The following is a 16,502-nucleotide window of genomic DNA, read 5'->3' on the forward strand; positions in this document are numbered from 1 at the left end:
TGCAATCGAATTATTTTAATAATTTATATTTTTGCCGTTACATTAAAATTAAGTTATGGAAGAGATTACCTGGAATGATTTCGAAAAAGTAGAACTGAGGGTAGGCACCATTTTAGAGGCTTTCGAATTTCCTGAAGCCCGGCGGCCTGCCTATAAAGTTAAGGTAGACTTTGGCGAATTCGGCATTAAAATGAGTAGTGCGCAGATTACCAAACATTATTCTTTAGACGAATTACCAGGGAAACAGATTGTAGGGGTAATCAACTTCCCTAAAAAACAGATCGGAAAATTTATGTCCGAATTTTTGGTAACCGGTTTTGCCGACGAAAACGGTGATATCGTATTGACTGCAGTACAAAGTAAAGTTCCTAATGGGAGTAAACTGGTGTAACGCTTGTAGACTTCCGAAGTTTTTCTGGCCCTCTGCCCTTGGGAACTTCTGAAGTCTGCACTTTATTTGCTTACTATTAGCACAGGCTTTTGTTCAATAGCCCTGATTGGAGTGAAAAGACCGGAGTGAGGTACGAATGAGGACTTGTAACGAAAAGCAGGACTGAGGTAACGGATTAGCACTGTAACTGCGCTCCAAAAACCTAATCAGAAAAAGTTTACCTATAGACTTCCAAAGTTTCGCCTGACTGTTACCTTTGGAAACTTAGGAAGTCTTACCCTATATTTGTCACATGAGTTTTTACAACTTCGAAAATACCGACCCTGAAAAAGAGGATATCCATTACATGAAATTGGCTTTGGAAGAAGCAAAAAAAGCTTTAGCTGAAGATGAAATTCCAATCGGCGCAATAGTGGTTAGTAAAAACAGGATTATTGGCCGTGGCTACAATTTAACCGAACGCTTTAATGATGTTACTGCACATGCAGAAATGCAGGCGTTTACCTCTGCAGCGCAAACGATAGGCGGGAAATATTTAAGGGATTGTACCCTATATGTAACCATCGAGCCTTGTGTAATGTGTGCCGGTGCAAGTTATTGGACACAGATTGGCCGCATTGTATATGGTGCCAGAGAAGAAAAAAGAGGCTTTATCTCCAAAAACGCGAATCTGCTCCATCCAAAAACGGTGTTAAAAGGAGGGATAATGGCAGAGGAATGTGCAATATTGATGAGGGACTTTTTTGCAAAGAAAAGATGAGTTAATGGCTCATGGTTTGTAGTTCATAGGGAAACGGGCTATTTTGCTATCGACCATCAACTATCGACTAAAAAGTTAATTTTTCATTAAAACTGTTGGCTATTGTCCTGAAGCTTACAGCTTTTAAACCTTTCCAACTTTACAACAACAGCGCAGAAAACGATTTGATGATAATAACATGAACAAATCTTAACGTTCTAATGTTATATTTGCTACAAGAAACATTTTTAAATCTTTAAACATAAAACATTATGGCTTTTGAATTACCTGCGTTACATTACGCAACCGATGCATTAGAACCGCATATTGATAAAACTACCATGGAAATCCACCATGATAAACACCATCAGGCTTACGTTACCAACCTAAACAAAGCTTTAGAAGGTAAGCCAGAAGCGACTTCTAGTATCGAGGAAATTGTAAAAAACATTTCAAAATTCCCAGCTGCTGTGAGAAACAACGGTGGAGGTCACTATAATCACTCTTTGTTCTGGAACATTTTAGGTCCAAATAAAGGTGGTGAGCCAGCTGGCGATTTAGCTAAAGCAATTAACGAAACTTTTGGTTCGTTTGCTGATCTTAAAACTAAATTACAAGAAGCTGGTGCTACCCGCTTTGGTTCTGGCTGGGCTTGGTTATCAGTTGGTGCTGATAAAAAACTTCAGGTTTCTTCTACGCCAAACCAGGATAACCCTTTAATGGATGTTGCTGAAGTTAAAGGAACACCAATTTTAGGTATCGATGTTTGGGAGCATGCATACTATTTAAAATACCAGAACAAACGCCCTGATTATTTAGCGGCAATTTGGAATGTAATTAACTGGGATGCAGTTGCTGAGCTTTACAAAAAAGCTTTATAAGCTAAACATTCAATAAAATTTAAGAAAGTCCCGATGCAAATCGGGACTTTCTTGTTTTAAGATAATTAAGTAACTTCGCAGATATAAAATGTTCGAAATGAAAAGGCTTGTAATTTTATTTTTAGTTATTGTTGGTGTAAATGGATTGGTGCGTGCACAGCAAAATAAAGTACCTACTCCAGGGGAAATTGCACAGAAGAATGTGGAGGATCTGGATAAGCGATTAAAATTAAATGGAACCCAAAAAAGCGTAATTTACAGCTTTACCTATAACCAAGCGAAAGAACAGGCAGATTTAATCAAAAGGCAACAGGCAGGCAACTCACGTGAAGAGGATGTAGATAAATTTTATAAGCTACAGAACGAAACCTCAAAAAATATCCGCAATGTTTTAAGGCCAGAGCAACAAACGGAATATGATAAAATTATCGAAGAGCGTTTAAGCGGTAAAGGGCTTAAAGCAAAAAACAAGAAAAAGAAAAAAGGCGAAGAGGAAGAAGTGGAGAGCGATATTAAAGGATTGTTATCTGCACCTCCGGCACAAAAACAAGATCTTTAAGCAAGCTAGCACTTTTGCAATCGATTAATTCAATAACAAATGCCAGAGATAATCGTAGGCACTATTGTACTCGGACTACTATTGTCGCCACAGTTACTTGCAGGTTTTTTGGCTAAGCGCACAGGCCGGAATTTCTGGTTCTGGTTTTTTATTTCCTTTTTAATTCCTATCGTTTCATTAATTGTTTTGATCTTTTTGGAGGATAAAAACCCCGCTACATCAGGCTATAAGTTGGCCGATCATGTAGATAAAGACCGTGAGCTAATTCACGAAGTTTAAATGATTCTTCTTTTATTGATTTAGGGCTCTTAATGATTATCATTAAAATACAGCTCTAAAGCCGTCATTGCGAGATACGAAGATAACCGAACGATTGAGTTCATGAATACCTTTAAAAACAGCTGCAAAAATGAATAATCTTAGTGCACACGCTACTAGCGATCGTTGTAAGATTGCTTCGTCGGCTGAAAAAGCCTTCTCGCAATGACGATCACATTTAAAAGCTTTCGAAGCTTTTCCATCGCTTCGCCCTTTTAAACTTCGCAAGAAGAACTAAATCCCAACAATATCTTTTTTCTTCTTTTGCTTCATGGCTTTTGGGATAATTTCTAAAATCTCATCTTTTAAAGCATTAAGCATCCGTTTTTTAATAAAGTTTTTATGGGTTACCAGGCTGATCTCCCGCACAGGTTCGGGCGATTTAAAATGACGGATTTTACTAGTCTGTTTTGCATTTAATTCTGCTATGGCCAGCTCGGGCAATAATGTTGCGCCACCGTTTAAATCGACCATTCTAACCAGCGTTTCTACGCTGCCTGTATTGTATTCCAGTCCCTGTAATCTATTGTTTTTTGTAGAGCGACAAATGTTCAATACCTGATTGCGCATACAATGACCTTCGTTTAAAAGCCAGATGTTTTCATCATTCAAATCTTCGGCATCAACGGCCTTCTTTTTATAAAGCTTGCTATTTTTGCTGATATAGCTCACAAAGTTTTCGTAGTATAACGGGATTTCGGTAATGTTTGGATCGGTAAGTGGCGTGGCTAAAATACCACAATCCAGTACACCTGTTTTGAGGTGGTGAATAATATCTTCGGTGGTATATTCCCAGATTAAAAGTTTTAATTCAGGATATTTATCCAGCATGGCAGAAATTACTTCGGGAAGCAGGTACGGTGCAACAGTTGGGATAACACCTATTCTTAATTCCCCTAGAACATCCTGCTGCTGACTGCTGATCAGTTCTTTTATTTTTCCGCTTTCCTGTAAAATAATCCTGGCCTGGGCAATAATCTGGGCACCAATTTCGGTCGGACTTACTGGTTGTTTGCTCCTGTCGAAAATTTTAACGCTGATCAGTTCCTCCAGCTTTTGTACCTGCATACTTAAGGTAGGCTGCGTTACAAAACATTTATCCGCTGCAGTAACAAAACTTCTGTAAGTATCTACAGCAACAATATATTCTAGCTGAACTAAAGTCATATAGTTAAAATTTATTTATAATTCCAAATATATCAATTTTGACTATAATAAAAAATATTTGAGGCACTGATGGATGGGTAATTGAGTTGTGAATGATTTGGATGAATAAGATTCTCCGTTAAAATGAGACATTTAAACAAAAGGTTGAATAAAATATTTATGTAGGATTGATTTAATTAGCGATAATCCAAATCATCACCGGTTTTCGAGATTAATTAGGTATTTTAGTTTTATGAACAGAATTGCTTTACGCTTTGTCCTTCTTGTTATTTCTCTTCCGCTGGCCTTTGCGGCAAATGCCCAAAACCAATTTTCCGATTGGGCGTTAGGGCCATTTATACGCCCGGAAAATGTTAATCCCATTATTTCGCCAAAAGCTGAAAGTGTTTTCTTCGACCCGATGAGTAAACAAAAAATAGCGTGGGAAGCGGGCGATGTATTTAATCCTGCTGCTACTGTATACAAAAATAAGGTATATCTGCTCTATCGCGGAGAAGATAGGTCAGGTAATGGAATTGGCATGCGTACTTCCAGAATAGGTATTGCTGAAAGTACCAATGGCATTACAATGAAGCGCAATCCAGCGCCTGTGCTCTACCCTGATGAAGATAATCAAAAAGCGTACGAATGGCCGGGTGGCTGCGAAGATCCGCGAATTGCGGTTACCGCAGAGGGTATGTACGTAATGCTGTATACCCAATGGAACAGAAATATATTCCGTCTGGCTGTAGCCACTTCCAAAGATTTAAAACACTGGACCAAACACGGCCCTGCGTTTAGTAGGGCCTACAATGGAAAATTTCAAAATCTCAAATGCAAATCTGGTTCGATTGTAACCAAGGTGGAAAATGGAAAACAAGTGATCGCCAAAATAAATGGCAAATATACGATGTACTGGGGTGAACGTTTCATGAATATTGCTACCTCAGTCGATCTTATCAATTGGGAGCCAGCTTTAAATGCAAAAGGAGATTTAGATTTAATTGTGAAACCCAGGAAAAAATATTTCGATAGTGACCTGACCGAGTGCGGTCCGCCGGCAATTGTAACCGATAAGGGTATTTTAGTTTTATATAATGGTAAAAACAGGAGCGATACAGAAAGAGATACCAATTATGTAGCCAATACCTATTCGGCCGGGCAGGTGTTGTTCGACCTGAAGCATCCTTCAAAAGTGATCGCGCGGCTTGATCAACCTTTTTTCGTACCTACTGCGCCTTTCGAAAAAAGCGGGCAATACCCGTCAGGTACAGTTTTTATCGAGGGGCTGGTTTATTTCAAAGAGAAATGGTTTTTATATTATGGCTGTGCCGACAGCCGGGTAGCAGTAGCCATTTATGATCCTGCCGCTAAAAAATAAGCCATAAATAAAATTGCGCAGAATAACATCCTGCGCACCCTTGTAAAACTCATTTAGTAACGGCTTTCAAAATCCTGATAAGCCAGCGCAATACCTTCGCGAAGTTCTATTTGATGTTTCCAGCCTAAATTATGAAGTTTGCTTACGTCCATCAATTTACGCGGTGTTCCATCGGGTTTGCTTGCATCGAATACCAATTCGCCTTCAAAGCCCAATACGTCTTTGATTAATAAAGCCAGGTCTTTGATGGTTAAGTCGTGCCCGGTACCAACATTGATCAAATGCGGTTCGTTGTAGTTTTGCATCAGGAAATAACAGGCGTCTGCCAGATCATCTGCAAACAAAAATTCGCGCATCGGCGAACCGGATCCCCAAACCACAATCTCTTTTTCGTTATTTGCTTTTGCCTCGTGTACCTTACGGATCAAAGCAGGTAGAACATGTGAATTTTGAGGGTGATAGTTGTCATTAAAGCCATATAAATTTGTTGGCATTACAGAGATGAAATTACAGCCATATTGATCGCGGTAGGCATCGCACATTTTAATCCCTGCAATTTTTGCAATTGCATAAGGCTCATTGGTGTGCTCTAAAGTTCCGGTTAAAAGGTAATCTTCTTTTAAAGGCTGTGGGGCCATTTTAGGGTAGATACAGCTCGACCCCAAAAACATGAGTTTCTTAACGCCATTTACATAAGCATTATGGATCACATTATTTTGTATGGCTAAATTCTCATAGAGAAAATCGGCCCTGTATGTATTGTTAGCTACAATGCCACCTACCTTTGCTGCGGCAAGAAATACGTAATCTGGTTTTTCTGCTGCAAAGAAATCGGTAACCGCCTGTTGGTTGCGTAAATCTAGCTCGCTCGAAGTTTTGGTTATAATATTCTCGTAACCCTCTTTTTGCAGTTTGCGGTAAATGGCCGAACCCACCATACCACGATGACCTGCAACATATATTTTAGCGTTTTTTTCCACGGTATTTTTTATAGGTTACAAAAATACGATTCCTAAATAAGAATGACATTAATCTTTCTGGCAAAAGAAACTTCGATTATTGATTTAATTGTATTTTTGCAGAAAAAAAAACTTTTGGGTAAAGATAAACTTAGGCGTTTTGCAGAAATTGAAACATTTGCAAACGTATATCAATTAGAACAAGGAAAAACTTTAAAGGGAAACTGGGCTTCAGCACATTTTAAAAATACGAATCCCATTGTGCTCGAACTGGCATGTGGAAAAGGCGAATATTCGGTAAACTTAGCCAGGTTGTTTCCTGAAAAAAACTTTATAGGTGTTGATTATAAGGGTAACCGCATTTGGAGAGGCGCAAAAACAGCTATTGAAGATGGAATTAACAACGTTGCTTTTTTAAGAATCCAGATTGAAAATTTATTGGATTATTTCAACGAAGGAGAAATTGACGAGATCTGGATCACCTTTCCCGATCCGCAACTACAAGATAGCCGTGAAAAAAAACGTTTGACTTTCCCCGCATTCCTGAACCGCTATAAACTTGTTTTAAAACCAGGTGGCAATGTTAATTTGAAAACGGATAACGACCAATTGTATGCTTATACGTGCGAAAAGGTTGCAGAATTAGGATTGCCTGTACATAAAAATACCGATCATCTGTATACTTCTGAACTGGTTGATGAAGTATTGTCGATCAAAACCTATTACGAGAAAAAATACTTGTTACACGATAAAAATATTAATTATATTCAATTTTCTTTTGAATAATGGATACTAACTTTTACGAACAGGTTTATGAGATTGCCCGGTTAATTCCGAAAGGGAGGGTTACATCTTATGGAGCTATCGCGAAAAGTTTAGGTGCAGCAAAATCATCAAGAATGGTTGGACATGCCATGCTTTATGCCGGAACAGCCCATCCTGTTGTGCCTGCCCATAGGGTGGTAAACAGTAGTGGTTTGCTAACCGGAAAGTTTCATTTCAAACCGCCCGAACTAATGGAGGAACTGTTAAAGAAAGAAGGCGTTGAAGTGAAGGACGATAAGGTGGTAAACTTTAAAAAAGTATTCTGGAATCCGCTCGAAGAAATTACAGTATAACAGGCAAACTTCGTTTATAATCGGTAAGGGTAAAAATAATCAGAATCAATAAACCTAAGCAGGCATAGAAGATTTCGTCGGTTAAATTTCCTTTAAAAAGCGTAAATGCTAAAATTACTAGAACAATACTAACGAAAAACTCGATAAGGCCGTGGAGTTTAAGATTAATGATTTTAAAAATACCCCCGCTGAAATTGGTGGTTATCGTTAATAAAAAATGAATGACGCCCAATGTGTAAGCCAGTGTTGAAGCGGTTTTAGAAAGGCCAAAAATATCTGGCGAAGCCAACAAAAGCATTACCAATAGGTAATCTAAAACGGCATGAAATTTTGGAGATATCATTTTCATAATCAAATGTTTATATCCCTAACAAATAACAGTTAAAAAAGATTTTAAAATATGGGAAAGCTTGTAGAAGAATTTAATGGCTATCGTGAAAAAATGAACGATAGAATTATGGAGACGGCGAATACAAATATTAAACGATTTTTTGCACTCGATACCACCTCCTATGCTGATGGAGCCTTAGATGTTAAAACGAAAGAGATGTTAGGCCTTGTAGCCTCAATGGTTTTGCGTTGTGATGATTGCATTAAATACCATTTGGGCAAGTGTTTCGATGCTGGTGTAAACCATGATGAGATGAACGAAATTTTCATGATCGCCAATCTTGTGGGTGGCAGTATTGTAATTCCACATTACAGGAGAGCGGTGGAGTATTGGGATGAGCTAAGTTTGGAGTCAGGAGTTTAGAGTTGGGAGTTTCCTTGCATGTCCCAGACTGGGGCTGTTAGATTTTAGAGTAGAGTTCTTAAAAATGCACTAAATAATGCCATTGAATATTTTTATATTTAGTTTATGGGAACAATTAAGGATTTATTGGCTTATCAAAAAGGATTTAAACTTTCAATGGAAATATTCCATATCTCTAAACGGTTTCCATCAGAAGAAAAATATAGTCTAACAGATCAGATCAGAAGATGCTCAAGAAGTGTTTGCGCGAACTTGGCAGAGGCTTATAGAAAAAGAAAATACCCAAACCATTTTGTTAGTAAGCTTTCTGATGCTGATACTGAAAACGGTGAAACTCAAACCTGGCTGGAATTCGCTCTGGCCTGTAGCTACATTTTTGAGGATGAGTTTAATATGTTAAATAATCAAGCAGAAGAAGTTGCAAAGTTATTGGTATACATGATGAAAAACCCGGAAAAGTTCTTAATCAAATTGTTTTAATACGTTGCTTTGGATGACTCCAAGCTCCAATCTTAGCCCTATGCCGACTCAAAACTCCCAACCCCAAACTCCAAACTCAATAACCCGCTGTGCCTGGGCAGGCTCCGATCCACTCTATATCAAATATCACGATGAAGAATGGGGAAAGCCTGTTTATGATGATAAAATTTTATTCGAATTCCTGATCCTCGAAGGTGCGCAGGCTGGCTTAAGCTGGATTACTATTCTCAGAAGACGGGAGAACTACCGTAAAGCTTTCGCCGATTTTGAGGTGAACAAAGTAGCGGCTTTTACTGAAAAAGATGTAGAGCGGCTGATGAACGATGAAGGTATTATCCGCAATCGTTTAAAAGTTAAAGGAGCCATTACCAACGCTAAATTGTTCATCGAAATCCAGAAGGAATTTGGAAGCTTTTCTAAGTACATGTGGAGTTTTGTTCCTGATGGTAAACCGATCCAAAATCAGATCGAAAAAATGAGTGATGTTCCGCCAAGAACCGAACTTTCCGATCAGATTAGTAAAGACATGAAAAAACGTGGCTTCAAATTTTTCGGCACCAACATCTGTTATGCACATATGCAGGCAACCGGCATGGTTAATGACCATTTATTAAACTGTTGTGCAAGATAATGTTTACTTTTTTGCAGCGACCAGGAGCCAGTTTGTTTAAATATTTTATGCAAGAGGATCTTGCAATCCTATAATCAACCCGGAATCCTAGCGCTACTTCTTTGTGGCGTTATATTCCTTAACCCATTCAATTACATCTCTGCTATTAAAATCTGTCCCAGCTTCAACTTTAGCTTTTAAAGTAGGTTGGTCGCCTATTTTTTGCAATAAAATATTTTTAATTTCAGTTTTTTTAGTGTCTTCGGTTATCGCCTTCATAGGTACTTCCTGTAAAGGACCAGCACCTGGTTTTTCAATAAAGTAACGAACAACAGGCGCACCTGCTGGTCTCTCTGGTGCAGCATTACGGCCACTGCCGATGCTAATGCCTCCACCCATACCCATGCCACCATAACCACCGGTTCCTGTTCCAATACCAATTGACGGTCTGAATTTTACTTTTTTCTCTTTTACTGCGGGAACTAAGGTACCTCCGCCAAAAGAATAAAGATTAACTGTACCCATTTCGATTATCTTAACAAAACGGTATTCGAAATTGCGCCCATTTGCAAAACCCTTGCTCAAAAAGCTATCACCGTTCCAAAAGAAGTTCTTAACATCCTTTGCAGGCAAAATCACATCGGCTTCATCATTGGCGCTAATAAAAACCGAAAAATAATCAGTGCCCTTTATCGTTCCACGGATGACATCATCGTTGTTTTTAACAATAAAATCCTGGGCTGAAAGTTGATTTAGCGTAAGTAAGAAAAGAAAAACAGATAATAGAAATTTCATATGCTTAATTGCTTTTCACAAATAACGGAACTTAATTCCAAAACATACTAATTCAGATTAATTTTGATATTTCCAGTCGCTACATCAGGATGTTCTTTTTGAAAATTAATAAATGATTCTTTAGCTCTGGATCAGCTTGAGTATCAGTCATCACTTTACGCAGACTTTCCCGATCAATAAAATTAACCAGTCCGATATTAATGGCAATATAGTTGGCAATCTTATTAATGTTTTCCTGTTCATTGGCAAAAACATCTTTAGCGGCGTTAATATCCTCGATTGATTTTAGCTGTACGGCAATTTCTTTTGCCAAAACTTCTTTGTTAACAACAACCATTCCCTTTGGAATATAAAATGTAGAATCGGTTTTATAGGGATCAACAAAGAGAAATAGCGTATCTTTTGTAGTTGGATTTATCAAAGTATAACGATCTACAATACCTGTATTTGAATGTTGACTATTTCTTTTAGTAAAGTCGATTTTTGATCCATCAGGCCAGCGGTAAGAATTTTCGAGTTTGGCCATTCTTACTCTTAAATTATCCCGATCGGATATGTTTTTAAAGGCACCACTGCCTATTGGCCGATCGATTGACGCGCCATAACCATCATCGGGTCCTTTTAGGTTTTCGAAAGTGATATAGGTAATCAAGGTATCGGATGGGAACTGAGCCTTGGTTAAGCAGGCCGTCATGCAAAAAATTAAGGTAAAGAAAGTTTTCATAAAAGCGTTTTTTTATAAATGATGCTTAAAGTAAGAGATTTCAATAAATAATTTATTTTTTTTGTTGATAAAGCATTTTAGTGATATGACTAACTTTGGTTACTTTTATCATCCGATAAATCTGTTTGTCGGTATAATCATAAAATAGGTGTAATCACATGAATAAAAAACTCTTTCTCCTAGATGGTATGGCGCTGATGTACAGGGCGCATTTTGCATTAAGTAAAAACCCTCGTTTCACCTCAACAGGCATTAATACATCGGCAGTAATGGGCTTTACCAATACTTTGTTAGATGTTTTGAAGAAAGAAAAACCAACACACATTGCAGTTGTTTTCGATACCGAGGCGCCGACTGAAAGGCATACTTCTTTCGAAGCGTATAAAGCACATCGTCAGGCTATGCCGGAAGATCTGGCTGCGGCAATGCCTTATGTGATCAAATTAATTACGGGTTTTAATATTCCAGTAATCACCTCAGATGGTTACGAGGCCGATGATATTATTGGTACACTGGCTAAAAAGGCAGAACAAAAAGGCTATCAGGTTTACTGCATGACGCCAGATAAGGATTTTGCACAATTGGTTTCTGAAAATATTTTTATTTACAAACCTTCCCGTATGGGTAACGATATGGAAATATTGGGCGTAAAGGAAGTATTGGCCAAATGGGAGATCGAAAATGTATTACAGGTAATCGATATTTTAGGTTTATGGGGCGATGCGGTAGATAATATCCCGGGCATCCCAGGCATAGGCGAGAAAACAGCGAAAGCTTTGATCAAACAATATGGCTCTATGGAGAACATTATTGCAAATTCGCACGAACTAAAAGGTAAACAGCGCGAAAACGTAGAAAATTTTGCAGAGCAAGGTTTAATCTCAAAAAAACTGGCTACTATTTTATTGGATGTTCCTGTTGAATTGGATGAAGCAAGTTTGGAACTCTGCGATCCGAGCCGCGATTTATTAGAACCGCTATTTACCGAATTAGAGTTCAGAACTTTAGGTCGCAGGGTATTTGGCGATGAATTTTCCGTTACGACAGCACGCTTTCAGGAAGGTACGCAGACAGATTTATTTGGAAACCAAGCAGGTGAAGCCATTCAATATACCAATACACTTGAAGAGGAACCAGTAGAAAAGCTTCCGGCTAAAACCATAGAAAATACAGAACACGATTACCAGTTGGTTGACACTGCTGAGCAACGTGCAGATCTAATTAAGTCATTGCTTGCCGAAAAACGCATCTCATTTGATACGGAAACTACCGGTACCGATGCAAACATGGCCGATTTAGTTGGTTTATCTTTCTCCATAAAACCAGGCACAGGTTATTACATTCCGGTTCCGGCAGTGAGAGAAGAAGCTCAGGTTATCGTCGACGAATTTAGAGTCGTATTGGAAAATGAAGAAATTGAAAAAATTGGTCAGAATACCAAATACGATATTTTAGTGTTGAAATGGTATGGTGTTCAGGTGAAAGGTAAACTTTTTGATACCATGCTTGCCCACTATTTAATCGACCCTGATACCCGCCATGGTATGGATGTATTATCAGAAAACTACCTTGGTTATTCACCAATTTCTATTACCAAATTGATTGGTGCAAAAGGCAAAAACCAAGGCACCATGCGTGATGTGCCAGTAATAGATGTGGTAGATTACGCTGCCGAAGATGCCGATGTGACCTTACAATTAGCGCACATCTTCGAACCAAAATTAAAAGAACTAAATGCGGCCAAACTAGCCGAAGAAATTGAGAACCCTTTAGTTTATGTTTTGGCAGACATAGAGAAAGAAGGTGTTCGCATTGATATCGAAACCTTAAAAGCTTATTCCAAAGAGCTCGAAACTGAAATTATCAAGTTCGAACAGAATGTTTACGACAAAGCAGGAATTAAATTTAATCTTGCTTCGCCAAAGCAATTGGGAGAGGTTTTATTTGATAAACTTCAGTTAGATCCGAAAGCTAAAAAAACGAAAACCGGTCAGTACCAAACCGGAGAAGACGTTTTAATGGCCTTAGCCAGCAAAAGTGATATTGTACAGGATATTTTAGACTTCCGCCAGTTACAGAAACTTAAATCTACCTATGTTGATGCACTGCCTTTAATGGTTAACCCTAAAACAGGTAGAGTGCATACATCCTACAATCAGGCTGTTGCGGCAACAGGAAGATTAAGCTCCAATAACCCGAATTTACAGAATATTCCGATCCGTACCGAGCGTGGCAGAGAGGTGCGCAAAGCCTTTATTGCAAGGGATGAAAACCACATTTTGTTATCGGCCGATTATTCGCAGATAGAATTGCGCATTATAGCCGAAATCAGCAAGGAAGAGAATATGCTCGATGCGTTTAACAAGGGGATCGATATCCACACGGCAACAGCAGCTAAAGTGTATGGCGTAAGCATCGAAGAAGTAGATGGAACACAGCGCAGAAATGCCAAAGCCGTTAACTTCGGAATTATTTATGGTCAGTCTGCTTTTGGTTTATCACAAAATTTAGGTATTCCACGCAAAGAAGCAGCAGAAATTATAGAACAATATTTTGCGCAATACCCAGGTATTAAACGTTACATGAGCGATACCATGAACTTTGCACGCGAGAACGGATTTGTAGAAACGATAATGGGCAGAAGACGTTATTTAAGAGATATTAACTCTGCCAACCAAACCGTAAGAGGTTTTGCAGAACGAAATGCCATTAATGCACCCATTCAAGGTTCTGCAGCCGATATGATTAAGATTGCCATGATCAATATCCATAAAGAAATGAAAGCACAGAATTTACAGTCAACCATGACCATGCAGGTACATGATGAGTTGGTGTTTGATGTACTGAGATCAGAAAAAGAAACGATGAAAGCAATTATTCAGGATAAAATGGCCAATGCCATTAAACTCACGGTACCCATTGTGGTAGAAATTGGTGAGGGAGATAATTGGCTGGCTGCGCATTAAGGGATAATGAAATACATGTGATGAAAAGAACCTTAATCATCGTTTTCAGTTTTATTTCGCTTAATGTATTTGCACAGAAAAGCGACACCTTAATAACCTATAGCTTTGGTGATTATGCTAAAACGGTAGCCAAAACAGGTGAAACTTATAAAGTTTACAGAAAGGATAGTGTTTGGATCAAAACAACCTTTAATGCCAAACACACTATTGTTAAAACGGAAACTTTCACCGATAAAAAACTTAAAACGCTAAACGGCGAATATGAAGAGTACAACAATGAAAAAGTTTCATTGAAGGGTTTTTATCTCGACAATAAAAAAACAGGTTTGTGGACGAGCTTTGACCTTGATGGTAAGCCAAAAGAATCGAAAGTATATCAAGAAGATAAGCTCAATGGAGCATATACCACCTATTGGAAAAATGGTGCTACAAAAATAAGCGGCAATTATAGCAATGGAAAGAAATTGGGCGAATGGAAGATTCTTTACGAGAACGGCAACCTGGCACTTAAAGAAGCGTACGATAGTAAAAATAAAGTAACCGATAGTGCATATCTAGCTATCGACGGTAAACCTGTAGCCAAAGCCGATGTTAGCACGGAGCCGTTTTTTCCGGGAGGCATGAAGCAATTTTATGTATATCTGAGCAGAAATATCAGGTATCCTGTAGAAGATCATCGGGTTAAAACCCAAGGGAAAGTTTATTTATCATTCACAGTAAATAAAACTGGCACAATAGAAGATATTAAAATTATTTCGTCACCTAGTGCAAGTTTAAGTGAAGAGGCAATCAGGGTTACGCAGCAATCACCAAATTGGATTCCAGGTACATTATTTGGTAATCCCATAGCTGTATCGTACAACATCAATATTAATTTTACTTTAAGGTAGTTGTATTACAAAAAATAAAAATATTCGTTATCTTCATTAAAACTTCATCCCGATTAATCAATTTTATATCAATAAATAAACGAGTAAAACAAAAATCGAAAATTATGAAAAAGTTATTGAGTTTAATCGCAATCGCAGCATTTGGTTTAACAACAGCATTTGCTCAAACGCCGGCTACGGCTCCTGCAGCTAAAGCTAAAACAGTTGCTAAAAAAGAAGTAAAAACAACGACAACACCTGTTAAAGCAGGCGTAAAACAAGAGGCTAAAAAAGTAGAAACTAAAACAACTACTACAGCTGCTAAAGTAAAAGCAGATGGTACGCCAGACATGCGTTTTAAAGAAAATAAAGCAAAAGCGGTAACTAAAGTTGCTGGTCCAACTAAAAAAGACGGAACAGCTGATATGCGTTACAAAGCAAATAAAGCTGCTGCTGCTAAAAAGAATTAGGTTCAGGTTTATAATTTGAAGGGTCTCCAATGAAAATCGGAGGCCCTTTTTTGTTTTATGCGCTCAGTCGTCATCTCGACCGAAGCAAAGCGAAGTGGAGAGATCTTTGAACTGTGTTACCTAAAAGTTTAAAGATTTCTCCATTACGCTACCGATGAAGAATCGGTAAGCTTCAGTCGAAATGACGGTATATTCTCTTAAATTCCCCTGTCATTCATATTGATCTTGTGAAATAAATTATCTCTCGAAATGACGGTTCGCTGAAACTATAAGTTTATCGTCTCACCAATTTCTGGCAACAATAAAGTTTTGTTTTCGCGTTTAAATTTATCTAACGCAGCCTGAGTATCAATTTCGATTACCGGAAAGGTATTGTAGTGTACGCCGATTACATTGTCACAGTCGAAATATTTAGTCGCAACCAAAGCATCATCAACATCCATGGTATAATTTCCGCCGATAGGTAAAATGGCATAATCCAGGTTGTAAATATCAGCCAAAACTTTCATCTCAATGGTTAAACCTGTATCTCCTGCAAAGTAAATCTGTTTGCCATCTACTTCAAGTACAAAGCCTGCCGGGTTTCCTCCATAACTTCCATCTGGCAAACCCGATGAGTGGGTTGCAGGCACCATGCGTACAGTTCCCCAATCGAAATTGAATTTGCCAAAATTCATTCCGTGTACTTTTTCTACGCCTTGTTTACTTGCCCAATCTACTACTTCTGGCATGGCAATAACGGTCGCTTGCGTTTGCTTTGCTAGTGTTATCAGATCAGCCACGTGATCGCTATGCCCATGACTTACCAGGATATAATCAGCCTCAATAGCTTTAATATCTATATTTTTAGCTAACGGATTATGTGATATAAACGGATCGAATAGTAATTTTTTGCCGGCTGCCTCTAATAGGAAGCAAGATTGGCCGTAATAAGTGTATTTCATAATAATAGGATCAAGATTTGAGTCTCAAGTAGCAAGATCGATTCTTCTTAGGATAAACAGTTAAGTTAACTAATGGTTTTATTGCCCAAACATACCGCCTAAGCCCCCAAGCATATCTTGCGCTGACGCCTGCATTTCGGCTGCACTAACCTGTTCAGCACTTGTCATAGCTTTATTAATAGCTGTTAATAGAAGTTCTTCTAATTCTTCCTTATCGGCATTTTTCAAAAACGCCTCATCAATGGAAATTCCGGTGATGGCCTTGTTTGCTGTAGCGGTGATTTTTATGGCACCATTTTCAACTTCGCCAAATACTGAGATCGTATCAAGGCGTTTTTTAATTTCCTCGGCTTTTTGTTGAGCCGCAAATAATTTATCGAACATAACTTGTTGTTTTT

The 16,502-nt window shown here is 38.3% G+C and carries 21 protein-coding genes; 14 read left to right on the forward strand and 7 right to left on the reverse strand.

Going from position 1 to position 16,502, the window contains the following annotated elements; genetic code table 11:
• Window positions 1-55 precede the first annotated feature (55 nt).
• The 5 genes from LQ227_RS22350 to LQ227_RS22370 all read left to right on the forward strand — a co-directional run bounded on the left by LQ227_RS22350 (window position 56) and on the right by LQ227_RS22370 (window position 2,849).
• On the forward strand, window positions 56-391 hold the full coding sequence (locus tag LQ227_RS22350) for a tRNA-binding protein (protein WP_057930747.1): 336 nt from the start codon (window positions 56-58) through the stop codon (window positions 389-391).
• 292 nt (window positions 392-683) lie between these two features.
• On the forward strand, window positions 684-1,151 hold the full coding sequence (locus LQ227_RS22355) for a nucleoside deaminase (protein ID WP_230143308.1): 468 nt from the start codon (window positions 684-686) through the stop codon (window positions 1,149-1,151).
• 251 nt (window positions 1,152-1,402) lie between these two features.
• Window positions 1,403-2,011, forward strand: coding sequence for a superoxide dismutase (locus LQ227_RS22360; protein ID WP_230151191.1), 609 nt, complete (start codon window positions 1,403-1,405; stop codon window positions 2,009-2,011).
• Window positions 2,012-2,108: 97 nt separating this feature from the next.
• Window positions 2,109-2,570 (forward strand): hypothetical protein, encoded by a 462-nt coding sequence (locus LQ227_RS22365; RefSeq protein WP_230143310.1) that lies wholly within the window; start codon window positions 2,109-2,111, stop codon window positions 2,568-2,570.
• Window positions 2,571-2,609: 39 nt separating this feature from the next.
• Window positions 2,610-2,849, forward strand: coding sequence for a hypothetical protein (locus tag LQ227_RS22370; protein WP_230143312.1), 240 nt, complete (start codon window positions 2,610-2,612; stop codon window positions 2,847-2,849).
• Between the two features lie 273 nt (window positions 2,850-3,122).
• Here the strand turns inward: LQ227_RS22370 and LQ227_RS22375 are convergent, their stop codons facing one another.
• Entirely contained in the window at window positions 3,123-4,055 is a 933-nt protein-coding gene (locus LQ227_RS22375) for a hydrogen peroxide-inducible genes activator (protein ID WP_230143314.1), read from the reverse strand.
• Window positions 4,056-4,287: 232 nt separating this feature from the next.
• On the opposite strand from LQ227_RS22375, the gene LQ227_RS22380 reads away from it, so the two are divergent.
• Window positions 4,288-5,415 carry a glycoside hydrolase family 130 protein gene (locus LQ227_RS22380; protein ID WP_230143316.1) on the forward strand — a complete coding sequence of 376 codons (1,128 nt, stop codon included), beginning with the start codon at window positions 4,288-4,290 and terminating at the stop codon, window positions 5,413-5,415.
• Between the two features lie 53 nt (window positions 5,416-5,468).
• Here LQ227_RS22380 and LQ227_RS22385 read toward each other — a convergent pair whose 3' ends face one another.
• Window positions 5,469-6,395 (reverse strand): GDP-L-fucose synthase, encoded by a 927-nt coding sequence (locus tag LQ227_RS22385; RefSeq protein ID WP_256449200.1) that lies wholly within the window; start codon window positions 6,393-6,395, stop codon window positions 5,469-5,471.
• Window positions 6,396-6,509: 114 nt separating this feature from the next.
• Here LQ227_RS22385 and trmB point away from each other — a divergent pair, with 114 nt between their 5' ends.
• Window positions 6,510-7,160 carry a tRNA (guanosine(46)-N7)-methyltransferase TrmB gene (trmB, locus tag LQ227_RS22390; protein ID WP_230143459.1) on the forward strand — a complete coding sequence of 217 codons (651 nt, stop codon included), beginning with the start codon at window positions 6,510-6,512 and terminating at the stop codon, window positions 7,158-7,160.
• On the forward strand, window positions 7,160-7,492 hold the full coding sequence (locus LQ227_RS22395) for an MGMT family protein (protein WP_230143318.1): 333 nt from the start codon (window positions 7,160-7,162) through the stop codon (window positions 7,490-7,492). The genes trmB and LQ227_RS22395 overlap by 1 nt, the downstream gene beginning before the upstream one ends.
• Here LQ227_RS22395 and LQ227_RS22400 read toward each other — a convergent pair.
• The gene (locus LQ227_RS22400; RefSeq protein WP_230143319.1) at window positions 7,482-7,841 is read right to left on the reverse strand and encodes a hypothetical protein; all 360 of its coding nucleotides are present in this window, start codon (window positions 7,839-7,841) and stop codon (window positions 7,482-7,484) included. The two genes, LQ227_RS22395 and LQ227_RS22400, sit on opposite strands and share 11 nt — an antisense overlap.
• A gap of 51 nt (window positions 7,842-7,892) precedes the next feature.
• Between LQ227_RS22400 and LQ227_RS22405 the strand changes: the two genes are divergently transcribed.
• The 3 genes from LQ227_RS22405 (at window position 7,893) to LQ227_RS22415 (ending at window position 9,357) form a co-directional block, all read left to right on the forward strand.
• Complete coding sequence (locus LQ227_RS22405; RefSeq protein WP_230143321.1) at window positions 7,893-8,246, forward strand: carboxymuconolactone decarboxylase family protein; 354 nt, start codon at window positions 7,893-7,895, stop codon at window positions 8,244-8,246.
• Between the two features lie 105 nt (window positions 8,247-8,351).
• Complete coding sequence (locus LQ227_RS22410; protein ID WP_230143324.1) at window positions 8,352-8,726, forward strand: four helix bundle protein; 375 nt, start codon at window positions 8,352-8,354, stop codon at window positions 8,724-8,726.
• Between the two features lie 40 nt (window positions 8,727-8,766).
• A complete protein-coding gene (locus LQ227_RS22415; protein WP_230143325.1) occupies window positions 8,767-9,357 on the forward strand; it encodes a DNA-3-methyladenine glycosylase I in 591 nt (196 codons plus the stop codon).
• A gap of 93 nt (window positions 9,358-9,450) precedes the next feature.
• Here LQ227_RS22415 and LQ227_RS22420 read toward each other — a convergent pair whose 3' ends face one another.
• Both LQ227_RS22420 and LQ227_RS22425 read right to left on the reverse strand, forming a co-directional pair.
• Window positions 9,451-10,131 carry a hypothetical protein gene (locus LQ227_RS22420; RefSeq protein WP_230151194.1) on the reverse strand — a complete coding sequence of 227 codons (681 nt, stop codon included), beginning with the start codon at window positions 10,129-10,131 and terminating at the stop codon, window positions 9,451-9,453.
• Between the two features lie 79 nt (window positions 10,132-10,210).
• On the reverse strand, window positions 10,211-10,855 hold the full coding sequence (locus LQ227_RS22425; RefSeq protein ID WP_230151196.1) for a hypothetical protein: 645 nt from the start codon (window positions 10,853-10,855) through the stop codon (window positions 10,211-10,213).
• Window positions 10,856-11,013: 158 nt separating this feature from the next.
• Between LQ227_RS22425 and polA the strand changes: the two genes are divergently transcribed.
• From polA to LQ227_RS22440, 3 genes are all read left to right on the forward strand, one after another.
• Window positions 11,014-13,821: a DNA polymerase I gene (polA, locus tag LQ227_RS22430; protein ID WP_230143330.1), complete on the forward strand. Its 2,808-nt coding sequence runs from the start codon at window positions 11,014-11,016 to the stop codon at window positions 13,819-13,821.
• 20 nt (window positions 13,822-13,841) lie between these two features.
• Complete coding sequence (locus tag LQ227_RS22435; RefSeq protein ID WP_230143332.1) at window positions 13,842-14,711, forward strand: energy transducer TonB; 870 nt, start codon at window positions 13,842-13,844, stop codon at window positions 14,709-14,711.
• A gap of 104 nt (window positions 14,712-14,815) precedes the next feature.
• Window positions 14,816-15,160, forward strand: a complete 345-nt coding sequence (locus LQ227_RS22440) for a hypothetical protein (RefSeq protein ID WP_230151198.1) — start codon at window positions 14,816-14,818, stop codon at window positions 15,158-15,160.
• 266 nt (window positions 15,161-15,426) lie between these two features.
• On the opposite strand, the gene LQ227_RS22445 is transcribed toward LQ227_RS22440, so the two are convergent.
• Complete coding sequence (locus LQ227_RS22445; protein WP_230151200.1) at window positions 15,427-16,104, reverse strand: metal-dependent hydrolase; 678 nt, start codon at window positions 16,102-16,104, stop codon at window positions 15,427-15,429.
• A gap of 78 nt (window positions 16,105-16,182) precedes the next feature.
• Entirely contained in the window at window positions 16,183-16,488 is a 306-nt protein-coding gene (locus LQ227_RS22450; RefSeq protein WP_230151202.1) for a YbaB/EbfC family nucleoid-associated protein, read from the reverse strand.
• Window positions 16,489-16,502: the final 14 nt, after the last annotated feature.

This window comes from Pedobacter sp. Bi27, from assembly GCF_918698255.1.
GTDB lineage: Bacteria > Bacteroidota > Bacteroidia > Sphingobacteriales > Sphingobacteriaceae > Pedobacter.

What these genes read in the sequence shown, in the direction of transcription:
- polA (WP_230143330.1), top strand. Translation starts at nt 11,014, where the DNA reads ATGAATAAAAAACTCTTTCTCCTAGATGGTATGGCGCTGATGTACAGG.
- LQ227_RS22435 (WP_230143332.1), top strand. Translation starts at nt 13,842, where the DNA reads ATGAAAAGAACCTTAATCATCGTTTTCAGTTTTATTTCGCTTAATGTA.
- LQ227_RS22375 (WP_230143314.1), bottom strand. Translation starts at nt 4,055, where the DNA reads ATGACTTTAGTTCAGCTAGAATATATTGTTGCTGTAGATACTTACAGA.
- LQ227_RS22370 (WP_230143312.1), top strand. Translation starts at nt 2,610, where the DNA reads ATGCCAGAGATAATCGTAGGCACTATTGTACTCGGACTACTATTGTCG.
- LQ227_RS22450 (WP_230151202.1), bottom strand. Translation starts at nt 16,488, where the DNA reads ATGTTCGATAAATTATTTGCGGCTCAACAAAAAGCCGAGGAAATTAAA.
- LQ227_RS22400 (WP_230143319.1), bottom strand. Translation starts at nt 7,841, where the DNA reads ATGAAAATGATATCTCCAAAATTTCATGCCGTTTTAGATTACCTATTG.
- LQ227_RS22440 (WP_230151198.1), top strand. Translation starts at nt 14,816, where the DNA reads ATGAAAAAGTTATTGAGTTTAATCGCAATCGCAGCATTTGGTTTAACA.
- LQ227_RS22415 (WP_230143325.1), top strand. Translation starts at nt 8,767, where the DNA reads ATGCCGACTCAAAACTCCCAACCCCAAACTCCAAACTCAATAACCCGC.
- LQ227_RS22425 (WP_230151196.1), bottom strand. Translation starts at nt 10,855, where the DNA reads ATGAAAACTTTCTTTACCTTAATTTTTTGCATGACGGCCTGCTTAACC.
- LQ227_RS22350 (WP_057930747.1), top strand. Translation starts at nt 56, where the DNA reads ATGGAAGAGATTACCTGGAATGATTTCGAAAAAGTAGAACTGAGGGTA.
- LQ227_RS22360 (WP_230151191.1), top strand. Translation starts at nt 1,403, where the DNA reads ATGGCTTTTGAATTACCTGCGTTACATTACGCAACCGATGCATTAGAA.
- LQ227_RS22395 (WP_230143318.1), top strand. Translation starts at nt 7,160, where the DNA reads ATGGATACTAACTTTTACGAACAGGTTTATGAGATTGCCCGGTTAATT.
- LQ227_RS22410 (WP_230143324.1), top strand. Translation starts at nt 8,352, where the DNA reads ATGGGAACAATTAAGGATTTATTGGCTTATCAAAAAGGATTTAAACTT.
- LQ227_RS22380 (WP_230143316.1), top strand. Translation starts at nt 4,288, where the DNA reads ATGAACAGAATTGCTTTACGCTTTGTCCTTCTTGTTATTTCTCTTCCG.
- LQ227_RS22365 (WP_230143310.1), top strand. Translation starts at nt 2,109, where the DNA reads ATGAAAAGGCTTGTAATTTTATTTTTAGTTATTGTTGGTGTAAATGGA.
- LQ227_RS22445 (WP_230151200.1), bottom strand. Translation starts at nt 16,104, where the DNA reads ATGAAATACACTTATTACGGCCAATCTTGCTTCCTATTAGAGGCAGCC.
- LQ227_RS22355 (WP_230143308.1), top strand. Translation starts at nt 684, where the DNA reads ATGAGTTTTTACAACTTCGAAAATACCGACCCTGAAAAAGAGGATATC.
- LQ227_RS22405 (WP_230143321.1), top strand. Translation starts at nt 7,893, where the DNA reads ATGGGAAAGCTTGTAGAAGAATTTAATGGCTATCGTGAAAAAATGAAC.
- LQ227_RS22420 (WP_230151194.1), bottom strand. Translation starts at nt 10,131, where the DNA reads ATGAAATTTCTATTATCTGTTTTTCTTTTCTTACTTACGCTAAATCAA.